At 32.5% G+C, this 14,096-nt stretch carries 11 protein-coding genes, 1 pseudogene and 2 other annotated features (1 of these 14 cut by a window edge); of the genes and pseudogenes, 3 read left to right on the forward strand and 9 right to left on the reverse strand.

Annotation, left to right across the window (positions count from 1 at the left end; all coding sequences use genetic code 11):
* Positions 1-65 precede the first annotated feature (65 nt).
* A complete protein-coding gene (gene pepV, locus ABID96_RS17275; protein ID WP_192603078.1) occupies positions 66-1,469 on the reverse strand; it encodes a dipeptidase PepV in 1,404 nt (467 codons plus the stop codon).
* A 307-nt stretch (positions 1,470-1,776) separates the two neighbouring features.
* On the opposite strand from pepV, the gene ABID96_RS17280 reads away from it, so the two are divergent.
* A complete protein-coding gene (locus ABID96_RS17280) occupies positions 1,777-1,977 on the forward strand; it encodes a DeoR family transcriptional regulator (RefSeq protein ID WP_371870385.1) in 201 nt (66 codons plus the stop codon).
* Positions 1,978-2,044: 67 nt separating this feature from the next.
* Here the strand turns inward: ABID96_RS17280 and ABID96_RS17285 are convergent, their stop codons facing one another.
* Together ABID96_RS17285 and ABID96_RS17290 are read right to left on the reverse strand one after the other, a co-directional pair.
* Positions 2,045-2,767 (reverse strand): pseudouridine synthase, encoded by a 723-nt coding sequence (locus ABID96_RS17285; protein ID WP_192603079.1) that lies wholly within the window; start codon positions 2,765-2,767, stop codon positions 2,045-2,047.
* Between the two features lie 206 nt (positions 2,768-2,973).
* Positions 2,974-4,596, reverse strand: a complete 1,623-nt coding sequence (locus tag ABID96_RS17290; protein WP_192603080.1) for a putative polysaccharide biosynthesis protein — start codon at positions 4,594-4,596, stop codon at positions 2,974-2,976.
* 149 nt (positions 4,597-4,745) lie between these two features.
* On the opposite strand from ABID96_RS17290, the gene ABID96_RS17295 reads away from it, so the two are divergent.
* Positions 4,746-6,011, forward strand: coding sequence for a BaiN/RdsA family NAD(P)/FAD-dependent oxidoreductase (locus ABID96_RS17295; RefSeq protein ID WP_192603189.1), 1,266 nt, complete (start codon positions 4,746-4,748; stop codon positions 6,009-6,011).
* A 246-nt stretch (positions 6,012-6,257) separates the two neighbouring features.
* Here the strand turns inward: ABID96_RS17295 and ABID96_RS17300 are convergent, their stop codons facing one another.
* The 4 genes and pseudogenes from ABID96_RS17300 to ABID96_RS17310 form a co-directional block, all read right to left on the reverse strand.
* Positions 6,258-6,470, reverse strand: a complete 213-nt coding sequence (locus ABID96_RS17300; RefSeq protein ID WP_158093307.1) for a DUF2553 family protein — start codon at positions 6,468-6,470, stop codon at positions 6,258-6,260.
* A 156-nt stretch (positions 6,471-6,626) separates the two neighbouring features.
* Positions 6,627-7,054: pseudogene (locus ABID96_RS20835) on the reverse strand (GNAT family N-acetyltransferase); the annotation flags it as partial.
* A 3-nt stretch (positions 7,055-7,057) separates the two neighbouring features.
* Positions 7,058-8,959, reverse strand: a complete 1,902-nt coding sequence (locus ABID96_RS17305; protein ID WP_192603081.1) for an endonuclease MutS2 — start codon at positions 8,957-8,959, stop codon at positions 7,058-7,060.
* 680 nt (positions 8,960-9,639) lie between these two features.
* Entirely contained in the window at positions 9,640-9,936 is a 297-nt protein-coding gene (locus ABID96_RS17310; RefSeq protein WP_192603082.1) for a rhodanese-like domain-containing protein, read from the reverse strand.
* Between the two features lie 161 nt (positions 9,937-10,097).
* Between ABID96_RS17310 and ABID96_RS17315 the strand changes: the two genes are divergently transcribed.
* Entirely contained in the window at positions 10,098-10,982 is an 885-nt protein-coding gene (locus tag ABID96_RS17315) for a D-alanyl-D-alanine carboxypeptidase family protein (RefSeq protein ID WP_377896970.1), read from the forward strand.
* 327 nt (positions 10,983-11,309) lie between these two features.
* Here the strand turns inward: ABID96_RS17315 and ABID96_RS17320 are convergent, their stop codons facing one another.
* Entirely contained in the window at positions 11,310-11,885 is a 576-nt protein-coding gene (locus ABID96_RS17320; protein WP_192603084.1) for a YARHG domain-containing protein, read from the reverse strand.
* A 327-nt stretch (positions 11,886-12,212) separates the two neighbouring features.
* Complete coding sequence (locus tag ABID96_RS17325) at positions 12,213-13,562, reverse strand: amino acid permease (RefSeq protein ID WP_192603085.1); 1,350 nt, start codon at positions 13,560-13,562, stop codon at positions 12,213-12,215.
* A 108-nt stretch (positions 13,563-13,670) separates the two neighbouring features.
* Positions 13,671-13,898, reverse strand: a binding site (T-box leader).
* Positions 13,899-13,953: 55 nt separating this feature from the next.
* Positions 13,954-14,096: a binding site (T-box leader), on the reverse strand (it continues 92 nt past the right edge of the window).

The following is a 14,096-nucleotide window of genomic DNA, read 5'->3' on the forward strand; positions in this document are numbered from 1 at the left end:
GCAAGCAGGCGAAGCAACGAAGAAAGCGAGCGTTTGGCAGGCAGTCTGAAATCCCCCTTCTTTTATTATTTGACTAATTCAGCAATAGCCTGTGCGTAAATTGCTGTTGCTTTTAATAAATCCTCAATTTCAGCATATTCATCTTTTTGATGTGCTACTTCTGGCTTACCTAAAAATAGTGGTCCGAATGCAACACCTGCACTTAGAGAACGTGCGTAAGTACCTCCACCAATTGTTAATAAAGTAGCTTCTTCACCAGTTTGCTCTTCATAAACTTTTTGTAAAGTTTGAATTAATGGATGATCCTGTGGTACATGATGTGGTTTTGAATTTTTTAATTCTTTAAATTCAAATCCATACTTGTTACCACTTGTAGTAAGTGTTGAGATAACTGAATCAATTTCAGTTGTAACTGGATAACGTAAAGTACAACCAAATGTTCCACCTTTTTGATCTTCATATTGCATAATTCCTATATTGATTGTTAAATCACCCGTTATATCATCACTATATGCAACCCCAAGGTTTTTACCACGTGAGTCACCTTTAAAGTTTTCAACAATAAATTTGATAAAGCTTTCAGCGTGTTTATTCATACCAAATTGATTTAAGAAGCTTGCTAAAGCAATACCAGCGTTTTTCCCTTTATCAGGTTCCATACCGTGAACAGATACGCCTTCTACTGTAAGTACTTGATAACCATTTTCTTCGCTTATACTAGGTTTACAACCTAATTCACTAATATGACGATTAAAAGCGTCTACATCAAATTTTGGTCCTGAAATGATAGCTTTTGCATGGTCAGGTACCATATTTACACGTCTACCTGAAGCAAATGAAATTAATTTATATTCGCTTTCATTGTTTTCTTTAGATAGATCTTGGTTAAATTGAATATCTAAAATACCTTTTTCAGCATAGATGATTGGGAAGTCTGCGTCAGGTGCAAAACCCATTGTTGGCATTTCTTCTTTTTCAAAGTAATGATCTACACAGCGCCATTGACTTTCTTCATCAGTTCCTAAGATCATGCGAACACGTTTATTAATCGGTAAACCTAATTCCTTCACAATTTTCATCGCATAATAAGCAGCCATTGTTGGTCCCTTATCATCGATTGCACCACGAGCATATATATTTCCATCTCTAATAATTGCATCAAATGGATCGTGTGACCAACCGTCTCCAGCAGGTACAACATCTAAGTGACAAAGAATACCTACTAACTCTTCACCGCTACCCATTTCTAAATGCCCAGCATATCCATCTACATTTTTTTGCGTAAATCCATCTTTTTCACCTAGGTTTAACATGTATGTAAGTGCTTCGTTGATGCCTTTACCCATTGGTGCTTCTTTTGTAATAGTTGATTCATCGTAAACGCTTTCGATATTCAATAACTCAATCGTTTGATTTAGAAAATCGTCTTTTCGTTTTAAGACTTCTTCCATCCAATTAATTTGTGTCATAAAAAAACCTCCTTATATGTAGATATTCTATCATCTTCTAAAATTTAATCATAATTTCTTTATAATTGGAACGAAAAAAGAAGGATTATGACAATCTTTGTAGAATATATTACCTGAAACTCATTTAGTGATTACGTTTGCACAAATTTTCATTAAATTTTTGTATAATTTTCATAAATTTTGTTATGAATCTTCTGAAAAAGAGTACAATGAAAATATAGCTTAATCTAGTAATATATTTTTCAACCTGTTATGAGATCAATCTAGCGGTAAAAGGAGTGGTTTTTTGAATTCTGGAACTTCTCGAATGCTAACTCGTATTAAAGCCATCTACATGTATATTAGTGAAAATGGTACCGTTTCTACAAAAGACCTAGTGGAGGAGTTTGGTATAACACCTAGAACAATCCAACGTGATTTAAACATTTTAGAGTTTAATAATCTAGTTTATAGTCCTAGTAGGGGAAAATGGGCCGTAACAGGGAAAAAAGTAAAAGCAACTTCATAATTAAACGTAAAGAAAACACGTATCTTGATTGGTCTGACGTCTAATCAAGATACGTGTTTTTTCTACGCTATTTTTCTTCATTTACTGATCTTAGTAATTCAAGTTCCTCATCAGTTAATTCTCTATATTCACCTAACTCCAATGTTTCGTCTAACTTTAATGGTCCCATTTCTAACCTCTTTAAATAAGTCACTGTCTTGCCCACTGCTTCAAACATTCTTTTTACTTGATGGAATTTTCCTTCCATGATGACTAACTCGATTTCAGATTCTTGACCTGAAGTAAGAATTGTTAAGTAACCAGGTTTTGTTTCATAACCATCATCAAGTGTTACACCTTTTTCAAATGCTTTTATATCCTCTTCTGTAACAACTCCATCAATTGTAGCAAAGTATTTCTTTGGTACATGCTTTTTAGGTGAAAGTAATTGATGCGCCAATTGTCCATCATTTGTAATTAATAATAATCCTTCAGTATCCTTATCAAGACGACCTACAGGAAATGGCTCAAATATAATATCTTCATATTCTAATAATCCGATCACTGTTTCATGCTCTGAGTCCTCAGTTGAAGAAATAACACCTGGTGGTTTATTCATCATTAAATAAACATACTCTTTATACTCTACAACCTCACCATTAACCGAAACAACTTGATTGTCTAAATCGACATGCTCCTTAGGACTTTTTACAATATTATCTCCTATTTTCACAACACCTTTTTTTAATAATCCTTTTACTTCTTTTCTACTACCATAACCCATGTTTGCTAATATTTTATCGATTCTCATGATTTTACACCTAGTCTTTCTAATTTTGTTACAGGCTACGCTACATCTAGCAATTTCTTTCTGCCTGTTAGTCTTTCTCGCTACTCCGATAAGATAGCATCGTTTATGTAATACGAGTTGATTATATGATACCTCAACACTCTTTTTTAACAAGACTAATTTAAAAAAAGTGAACCATTTTCTTCAAATGGTTCACAATATGTGAATTATCCTCTTTTTCCTCTTTTAAATAAACGATTTGTAAGTCTAGTTCCTAATATAATTTCAAATAAGTTTAATTTATATGCAACGCCTAAATAAACAACTGCACCAACAGCAGCGCCAATTAAAACTAAAATCATTGAAACGAGTCTACCATCATTATATGTGAACCATATACCCAAAAATTGTTCGACTATAAATACTGCACCTGCCATAATGCCTGACAGAATAATCATAAATAGGATTCGTCTTAATACCCTATTAAAAGAAAAATTGGCGTATTTTTTAATATAATAGAAATTATAGCCGATAGAAAACATATAGCCCAATGCTGTTGCTAAAATCGCGCCTTTTGTTTGAAGTAGATAAATTAAAGGTACGTTAAGTGCGATTTTTATGATAACTCCATATATTAGACCTTTAATTGCATATCTTTGTCTGTCTAATCCTTGCAGAATTGCAACATTAACTGTAAATAAAGAATATAATAATGCAACCGGTGCGTAGAAACCTAGGATTATACCACCAAGCTGACTCTTTTCATAGAATGCGCTATACATCGGTTCCGCTAAAACTGAAATACCAACGACTGCTGGTAGTGTTAAAAAGAACACAACCTGGTATGTTTGCGTAATTTGACTATGTAATTTTTTATGATTTTTATTTACAAATGCTTCTGTTATTGCGGGTACTAATGTTAATCCAAAAGCAGTCGCAAGAGAAACAGGAATCATGACTAATTTGTGACTTGTAAATGAAAACATTACGTATGTTGATTCGGCAATTTCTTTTAAACCAATCGATTCCATTGTACGATTATATGTAAACTGATCAATAAGCTGATATAAAGGTATTGCTAGCCCAACAAATACATACGGAATTGAATATGAAAATAATTCTTTAAACATTTCCATATTGGTAGGATGAATATTCCCTTTTGATTTCGGAAGTAATTCGTCTAAATGAGTTTTTCTTTTTTTCCAATACCAAAATAAAATTAGTAATCCCCCAATTGCACCTAATGTAGCTGCAAAAGTAGAAAGCCCAATTGCTTGAGTAATTGTTCCACCAAAAACCTTCAGGATTAAGTAACTCCCAACTAAAGTAAATACAATTCTAACTACTTGTTCAAATAATTGAGATACAGTTGTTGGTCCCATAGACTGGTGCCCTTGGAAAAATCCTCTATATAAACTTTGAGAAGGCACAAATATTAAAGCTGTACTAACAATCCTTATTACTCCTACCACATCTTCAACACTATTTCCATGCGTATCCTTTGGAAGCATCAATGGTGCAATAATTGGAGCGATACAATATAAAACTAGGAAAGCTAAAAAGCCTGTACATATTAATAGTAGTTGACTAGCATGAAATAATCGTCTACTTGTTTCATATTCTTCTATTGCATTATATTTTGAAACGAACTTTGCTACTGCTAAAGGAACACCTGCAGTTGCGATACTAATGAATAATGTATAAGGAACATAACCATAATTATATAATGCAGAACCTTGCGTACCAACTAAAGCAAAAAACGGGAATGTATAAATCATCCCTAAAAATTTTATAAAAAAAGTTCCAGCAGTTAAAATAAAGGTACCACGTAGCAATTTTGAATCTGACATAAACTGCCTCCTACTAATTCGATCAAACTAACTAATCTATCTTACCATATTCATATAAAAAGAAAAAATTAAAAATAGGTAAGAAGTTGGAGCTTATATGAAATAATGTTATGCTTTATGAAACAATTTGTAATGAAAGTAGTGAAAAAATGAACTATGATGTGATTGTAATAGGTGGCGGCACGTCTGGATTAATGGCTGCCATTAGTGCCGCTGAAAAAAAGGCAAAAGTACTTTTGCTTGAAAAAGGAAGTAAACTTGGGCAAAAACTAATTATTTCAGGTGGTGGGCGTTGTAACGTAACAAATCGCTTACCTGTTGAAGAAGTTATTAAGCATATACCTGGAAACGGACGTTTCTTATTTAGTGCGTTTTCAATTTATAATAATGAAGATATCATTCAGTTTTTTGAAAACATGGGTGTTGCGTTAAAAGAAGAAGATCACGGAAGAATGTTCCCTGTTTCTAACGATTCCAAATCTGTTCTAGAAGCATTACTTCAAAAGTTAAAAAAACATCATGTTGATATTCAAATCAATAGAACTGTTAAAGACGTACTATATGAAAATGGTAAAGTTGTAGGGATTATGTTAAATGATCGTACAGTTATTAACACGAAAAGTGTAGTTCTTGCAGTAGGAGGGAAATCAGTTCCACACACTGGTTCTACTGGAGATGGTTATGCTTGGGCAAAGAAGGCTGGGCATACAATCACTGAATTATTCCCGACTGAGGTTCCTATTACTTCCTCTGAGGATTTCATTCAACGTAAAACTTTGCAAGGTTTGGCGCTAAGAGATATTGAATTAAGCGTTTTAAATCCAAAGGGTAAAAAAGTAATCTCACATAAGATGGACATGCTTTTTACTCATTTTGGTATTTCTGGTCCAGCAGCTCTACGTTGTAGCCAATTTGTGTATAAAGTGCAACAAAAATTCAATACAAAAAATGTAACAATGGCGATCGATATATTCCCAGATCAAAACGAAGAAAATTTATTCCAGGAGACAATGAAAATTGTAAAAAATGAACCTAAAAAAGCAATTAAAAATGTTTTAAAAGGTTTAGCACCTGAACGTTACTTACTATTTTTATTAGCAAAAAACGGGATAGACGAATCATCGCCATGTAATGAAATTAGTACGCTCAAAATAAGAGAGCTTGTCCAATCGTTTAAAGGTTTTTCATTTCTCGTTAATGGTACGCTATCAATAGAAAAAGCATTCGTTACTGGTGGCGGGGTGTCAACGAAAGAAGTTCACCCAAAAGAAATGTCTTCGAAATTAATGAATGGATTATATTTTTGTGGAGAATTATTAGATATTCACGGCTATACTGGTGGGTATAATATCACCGCTGCATTTGTAACAGGTAGACTAGCTGGTGCATCTGCTGCTGAATATGCAACTTTTTAATATATTTATAAACAAAGGACCGAACGAATACCATTTTTTCGTTTGGTCCTATCATTTTTTGAAAAGCATAAGATTTGATCATATCTTCTCTCAATTAATATGACTAAATTATTTTTAGCGTAATACTTCTCTAATTTTTTGTTTATTTTTAATAACTTTACCAGCGATTTTGCGATATATATCTCATGCTCTTCGTCATATTTATTTGTCTTTAACACAAATTCACCGTCCCTAAATTAAGGTCTTTCAGCGTACATTAGATGGTTCATGATGCAAATTGATTAATAAATAAAATCTACCGTCCTCTTCGACATAACCTTCTGCCAATTGGAAAGTCTGTTCCATTTCTTTAAAAAAGAATTTCCCAATTAAATATTTAGAGGAATACAATTCTATATATCCATCCTTAAACTTCCCAATCACTTTATCCGTAATATCAACTTTCAATGATTTTGGCAAATCAACCCCCTCCTTTCTAACTATGCAGACCTCAATGAAGAATATATGAGGTATTATTACAATATATGCTGAATCTCCAATTGTTAATCGTTTTAATGAAAAATAGACAGCCCTTTTTTTTAAGGGACTGTCTATTTTTAAATGGATTCACTAACTTTACGAAAGATCCTCTTCAAAAAATGCTTTCGAATATGCCACGACACCTTGAACGTTTTCAAGTGCACTTTCAGTTAATTCTAAAGCCATAAATACATCATTTGGAACCTCAAAGGGCGCTTTTATATTCCATAAATGTGCTGGCTTAAAACCAAATTTCGGATAATAATCTTTATGCCCTAAAACAATGACTGATTGATACCCTATATCAACTGCCTTTTTCCATTTTTCTGATACATCGGCTCAACAGAAACTGGCGCTAATGCTAAGGAATTTACTTTATTTCCATCATTCACTATTGTAATTTTTGATAACAAAACATGCCCAACTATTTCCTGATTCTTTTCAGCTACGATCGAAAGCGCTGGAATAAATGCATCTGATTTTCTAATCCTACTGACAAGTTTATGTTCAGTTTTATCACTAAATGTTTACTCTTTATTCTTTCTTATTTCTTTTTGAATTTTTCGGAGTGCTTTTTTCGAACCACGTTCGATATCATGCTCCATTTTTCTTGTTTTATAGTCAATAAACAATGTGTCCAAATCATACCCTTCTGGATATAATTCCGTCGCTTTTACCTCTAATGAAACACGCTTATCATTTACTTCTATTAATTCTCCATTATAATATACGATAACATTATGATAATTATCTATTTCTTTATATATTATTCCGAATTGATTGTAGTCTAGTAATTTTACACGATCTCCTTTATGGAAGACGTTCTTCACTTCTACCTTCTCTTTGATGACTTTAGGTTTTCGAAGCTTACTTTCATTTACTCTTTCTATATGGTACGCCTTATTTTCCATATATTCCTTAGCTCTTAGAAGTACTGTTTCTCGTATGTCCATTTTCCTCGAAATCCATAAAGCATTACTTTCCCCAGATTTTCCAATCATTAATTTATATAGTGGCTCCAATGTTTCATTATTAAATCTCATTGCTGCATTCATAAAATCACTATGCATTTCTGAAAAACGTTTGATTTCACCATAATGAGTGGTCGCAATTGTAATACAGCCCATTTGATAAAACTCTTCTAAAATTGAAATGGCAAGGGCAGCACCTTCATTCGGTTCAGTCCCACTTCCAATCTCATCAAATAGTAAAAGTGTACTATTATTTGATGCTTTCATGATTTCAGACAGGTTTTTCATATGAGATGAAAATGTACTTAGCGCATTTTCAATACTTTGATTATCACCGATATCAACAAAGATATTTTCAAATACCGAGATTTCAGTTTCCTTGCCTGCACACACGTGAAAACCTGACATAGTTGCCAATGTGATTAATCCAATTGTTTTTAATACGATCGTTTTCCCACCAGCATTCGGTCCTGTAATAATTAAACTCCTATAATTTGTGCCAATTTCAAAGTTAAGTGGTACAACATCTCCGGATAAAAGTGGATGTTTACAGTTCACTAATTTAATAAATCCATAATCATTTAACTTTGGCTCAATGCCTCCAATATGTTTGCTAAATTTCGCTTTTGCAAACACCATATCATACTGGCTAATCAATTCCATATTAATGTTTATGTGATAAATATTCTCTAAAATCATTCCTGATAGAGTAGCTAGAATTTGGTATTCTTCCATTGCCTCTTCAGCTTTTAAAATTGACAGTTCTCCATTTAATTTAGTAACTGTATTTAATTCCATAAAAACGGTTGATCCCTTGGATGAAGCTTCAACGACAGTTCCTGCTACCTGGTTTTTAAATGAGGCTTTAATTGGAATTGTAAAACGATCATCCTTCTTACTAATGAAGAAATCTTGTATATATTTCTTATTCGTACTACTATTTAAAAATTTATTTAAACGTTCTTTAATTTTCTCCTCAACTGTTTCAATATTACTTCTTATACGTCTTAATTCTTTACTAGCAGCGGAATCAACCATGCTTCCTTTAATTGAAAAATTAATTTCCTCTTCTACTTTTTTAAATTCAGTCATTGAGTTCGCATAAGATGCTAAAACTGGTGCAAAAAAGACTTTTTCAAGCATGAACTTTTTAATTTTCCTGCATCCTCTTAAAAAATCCGAAATGCTAACTAAATCACTTGGATCAAGAATCAAGCCTTTTTCAAGATTTTTGATCAGATTTTCTATATTTGAAACACCTAAAAATGGTACATGACCTTCTGCATCTAATATTGCCCTTGCTTCTGTTGTCTCATTTAAACGGTTTTTAACTACCTTTATGTTTGAGCTTGGTTCCAATTGATCAATCAATTGTTTTCCTAATCCACTAACACAATAGGATTTAATCATTTCCTTTAAATCATTATATTGTAACTTTTCGTAAGTCATCTTGTTCAATTTCTATTCTCCTCACCATGTCTTTTTTGATCATAAATGAAGATACCTACTCATTAGATTCCAATGAGAATTGTATTTAGTTTTCACCTTTTTAAAAGGACGTTTTCGTATGCACTGTTGCTAGAAGAATGCGTTGTTGATTACCACTCCAGGATACTCCCTTTTTTGTGGAGCGAGTGCTAAGCCTCCTTGGTGCGATGCAGGGTCTCAACCTTTCCGCATCTCCCAGAGGAGTCTCGCACTTTCCGTTGTAATCAACTTTTGTCTTTGTAGTTTTAAATCCAAAAAGCAACAATCTTTTTAGAAAAGTGCCTTTTAAAATAACTAAAAAAGCTGAGGAGATACCGCAGCTTTCTTTACATTACAAGGCGTGTGTAACTACCATTAAAATAAACTAATACAAAAAAGTATAGAGTTATCCTAACATAGTTACACGCTTTATAAAGTATAGTAGGTATCTTCATAGGTATTGAGAAATAATCCATGACAAAACTAAGGGATGATTATGTACAAAAATCCCCTTTATTACATCATGCTTATTTCATTAAATTTTTCCTATTTAGAACCTACCGCACTCACAAAAGCACCTCTATTATTTATTTATAGTGTTTTTCATTGAAATCTAACTAATTGAAATAATCATACTATGTGAAAAATGAAAAGTAAAGTTGAATTAGTTGTTAATCTAATTCACCTTCCCAGGCCATCATTCCACCTTCCATGTTGATTGCTTTATATCCAAGCTCTGTTAAATATTCACACACATTTTCGCTTCTTACTCCAGCTTTACAAATGAAGATATATTCCATTTCCTTATTAAATACATCTAATTTACTTGGTATTTCTCCCATTGGAATATGAATTGCTTCAGGGATTTTCCCATGTTGTACTTCATAATCTTCACGAACATCTACTAAAAAAAGAGTCTCACCTGCATCTAGGCGATCTTTTACTTCATTTGCAGAAATAGAATTCATTACTCATTCCTCCTTATTGTATGACACAATCTTAACAAGTTCTTATTATCTATGCAAAAAAGAATGATTATTTAACAAAATATGTCTGTTTTTAACGATAAACATTATATGTTATACTTTAATAAATTTTGAATAAATCTGTTAATTACAAGGAGAGAAAAATGAGTAAGAAGATTCTATTGTTTTTTGCAACAATTTTTATACTGACAGCAACTCTGCCAATACCCTCCACACAAGCCTCCATTAAGTCACCTACAGTATATAGTAATAAAGCAATTACCATTGTTGCTGAAACTGGCGAGGTTGTTTATTCAAAAAAAGGAAATTATAGAGATTTCCCTGCGAGTACAACAAAGGTTTTAACTGGATTACTATTATTAGAAAAATTAAAATCAACCGATACAATTACAATGACAAGCAGAAGTTTACAAGAGGAAAGAAGCAATGACCAAATCATTTTTAAATCTGGTGAAAAAATAACTAGAGACGAAGCGCTAAAAATATTAATGCTCAATAGTAATAATAATATAGCTTATGCAATTGGTCAGAGAATTAGCGGTAGTGTCTCAAAGTTTGCAGATTTAATGAACAAAAGAGCGAAGGAGCTTGGTGCAACTAACTCTCATTTTGCAAATGCAAGTGGTTTACCAAATTCAACTCACAAAACTACGGCATATGATTTAGCTATGATTACAAGAGAAGCTATTAAACAGCCTCTAATGGTTAAAGCGATGAGCCTAACAAAAACTTACGTAAAAACATCTCGTCAAAAAGTAGTTTTGACAAAATCTAGCCCTATTTACAGTAATCCAAACTTTTTAGCTGCAAAAACTGGCTATACAAAAGCAGCCAAAAATACATTAATCCAAGCAAATAAGAAAAATAATATCACTTTAATTCATGTTGTTCTCCGCTCGGATAAAGATAAATATTCAAATGATATAAAGCTATTAGACCAATATGCTTATAGCAAAGTTAAGAATATTAAAATTGTAGATCATTCAACATGGAAGACGAATGTAACAGTATTTAAACCAACGAATTGAAGGAAAAGTACAAGCTGACATTGTCATACCTACAGCTTTTTCATCATCAAGCTTTAAAACAATAATCATTCCAGATCCATTAAATTACGAGAATCTTTTTTCTACTGGAATCTTACCATTGCAAAATTTGGGACGAGTAGAAGTTTATCTAAAAAGTAAAAAAATGAAACAAACAAATTTTGTTTCTTCAAATGCATATACATTTAACGGAGATGATCTCGTCATACCTGCGAGTACACAAGCTAGTACATACTAGATGTAAAAAACAAGACCACTTAGTGGTCTTGTTTTCGTTTAGTTGAATCTTTCAGTTAACTTGGCCTTATTTTAATTCTCTTTAGATTTAATAAAGTTTATATTATATTTTTCAATTTCATTTAGATCACCATTATAAGTTGGATCTGGATTATACCATGACTTTGTTGAGAAATATTTATTTAAATCACTGGACTTAAAAATATATCCGTGTCTCGCATATATTTCATTTCTCGCTAAACTTAACTCATTTGTTGACAGCTTACCAAGTACCTCATCAGTTAATTTCATCGTGTTACTTTCAGGCAAAATATACTCTTTAGAAATTGGCTCCTTTTCAATAACCTTCGTTTGACTATTTGCAGGTTTCTTAGCTTTTTGTTTAGATGTTTTTTCAGATGCTTCTTCTTTCTTTTCATCTATCTTAGCCACTTTAGCTACCTCTGTTGAAACATTTTTTTTCGCTGTATTCCCATCCGTCATGATTTTTGGATATACATAAAAAATGGCCGTAGCCCCTAATATGATAACCCCAGCAATTAATATGAATATTGATAAATATCTTTGACCCCAAATTCCTTCAACATTTCTTTGTAATTTTCTATTATCCGCACGACTATTTTCACTTATGTATTTATTTTTAGCCACGTCTTTCACTCCTCTGATCTAAAATTAAATAAGTAGACCAAAAACATTATCAACCCTTTTCAACTCATTTCTGTTGATTTAATTAAAGTTTAATAGTTTATTAATACAATTGAAAACTCTATAAAATAAAGATTAATTTTGAAAGAAAAACTTACTTTACCAATATAATGCGAAGGTTTTGAAAGTCGGATACAAAATAAAACCCCTAATGCTCAATAAGGTTGCATTAGAGGTAAGCTGAATTCGTAATGTAATATCTAAGTATCATACAGCTTGCATTAAAAAGAAAAAATAGTTGCCGTAACAACTATTTTTCTTTTATTCTACTTATTTCGTTATTGTAAGTTGTTGATATTTATCCTTCTTATCTACAATCATTGCGCCAATTATTAAGAAGATTAATATACCTAAACAAACCATAATACTTACACGATTTTGTTCACTAAATGCAAATGCAACACAGCTGATGATTAATGCAATTGCTGTAAATGAAGTGATATATGGAAATCCCCATACTTTAAAATGAGGCATTGCAGCATATGTTTTGCGTAATTTTAGTTGTGCTAAACAAATACTAATCCATACTAAGGATACTGTAAATCCAGGGATTGCCATTAAATATCCAAAAACACGATCAGGTGAGAAGTAAGCAACAAAGGTACCGCCAACAAGAATAATTGCACTCAATATAACGCCATATAAAGGGACACCGTTCTTAGAGACATGTGAAAATAATTTTGGTGCTTCCCCTTCTGATGCTAAAGAAAACAGCATTCTTGTACATCCATAAATACCAGAGTTTGCTGCAGATAAAACAGCTGTAATTAAAACAAAGTTCATAATATGTGCTGAACCATTAAAACCAACTGTTGATAACACTTGAACAAATGGGCTTGTTTGATTACCAATTTCATTCCAAGGGATTAAGCCACAAATGATTAATATTGGAAGTGTATAGAAAATTACTATTCTCCAAATTACACCTTTAATGACTTTTGGTAAAACTTTCTCAGCATCTTTTGTTTCAGTTAATGTTAATCCAATTAGTTCCGAACCACCGTATGAAAAGATGACGATTAATAGAGCTGAAAATACCCCTGACCAACCGTGTGGGAAGAATCCGTCGTATTGAATATAATTTTGCATATAATTCGTATCATTACTTGGAATGATTCCAAATAAAATCCCTGCACCTAAAACAATAAATAAAACAATCATCGTTATTTTAATTCCTGCAAACCAAAATTCAAATTCTCCGTATCGCTTAACATTCATTAAATTAATCGCAACTATGAAAATAGCACTAATAAAGCTTAATGACCATAAAGACATTGATGGGAACCAATACTGAAGAAAGCTCCCAGCAGCAATTACTTCTATAACACATACTACTAACCACATGAAACAGTATAACCAACCGATAACAAAAGACACTTTTTTACCAAATGCTTTACGAATAAACCCTTTCATATTTAGCCCCGGGTATGCAATAGCCATCTCCGCAATTGCACTCATAACAACAAGCAGCAATAAACCTGCAAACAAGTAAGAAAAAATAACCGCTGGACCTGCTATTGATACTGTTTCAGAAGTACCTTTAAAAATCCCTGTACCGATTGCTCCTCCGAGCGCCATTAATCGTATATGACGTGGCAATAAACTTTTCTGTAATTCCATGATAATATCTCCTTCATATCTTATTAATTTATCAATTCATTCATTTCATAAATTCAATTAAGTCGATTTTAGTTATTTCAAATAAAAAAAATCGCCCCTGTCATTAACGACAGGGACGATTTACACCGTGGTACCACCCTAATTGCAGACTAATCATCTGCCTCTTCATTTGATTAACGATCGATTGACCGTCTTTCCCTTATAAAAGTTACCCATTATTTCGAAAAAGATGCTCCAGGATTGAAATTCACACTTATTTATATACTGATTCTCACCAACCATCAGCTCTCTGAAACATTGAAATAAGTATTACTAAATTCCTTTCATTGCACGTTCTATATTTAATTGTTTTGTATTCCCGAATAATAAAAAAGTCCCTACTGAATAGATCAGTAGGGACGAAAATTTCGCGGTACCACCCTAGTTGCAGACTATGTATCGGCCTGCCTCTCGACTTTGTTAACGATCATATTTGACCGTTTTTTCCTCTATAAAGATTAGCCTTTATTTCGAAAAAAATGCTCCAGGATTGAA

It is taken from the genome of Gottfriedia sp. OAE603 (genome assembly GCF_040543965.1).
Classification (GTDB): domain Bacteria; phylum Bacillota; class Bacilli; order Bacillales; family Bacillaceae_G; genus Gottfriedia; species Gottfriedia solisilvae.

Excerpts from the sequence above, each read along its gene's own strand:
- pepV (WP_192603078.1), bottom strand. The coding sequence starts at position 1,469 with ATGACACAAATTAATTGGATGGAAGAAGTCTTAAAACGAAAAGACGAT.
- ABID96_RS17280 (WP_371870385.1), top strand. The coding sequence starts at position 1,777 with ATGCTAACTCGTATTAAAGCCATCTACATGTATATTAGTGAAAATGGT.
- ABID96_RS17285 (WP_192603079.1), bottom strand. The coding sequence starts at position 2,767 with ATGAGAATCGATAAAATATTAGCAAACATGGGTTATGGTAGTAGAAAA.
- ABID96_RS17290 (WP_192603080.1), bottom strand. The coding sequence starts at position 4,596 with ATGTCAGATTCAAAATTGCTACGTGGTACCTTTATTTTAACTGCTGGA.
- ABID96_RS17295 (WP_192603189.1), top strand. The coding sequence starts at position 4,746 with ATGAACTATGATGTGATTGTAATAGGTGGCGGCACGTCTGGATTAATG.
- ABID96_RS17310 (WP_192603082.1), bottom strand. The coding sequence starts at position 9,936 with ATGAATTCTATTTCTGCAAATGAAGTAAAAGATCGCCTAGATGCAGGT.
- ABID96_RS17315 (WP_377896970.1), top strand. The coding sequence starts at position 10,098 with ATGAGTAAGAAGATTCTATTGTTTTTTGCAACAATTTTTATACTGACA.
- ABID96_RS17325 (WP_192603085.1), bottom strand. The coding sequence starts at position 13,562 with ATGGAATTACAGAAAAGTTTATTGCCACGTCATATACGATTAATGGCG.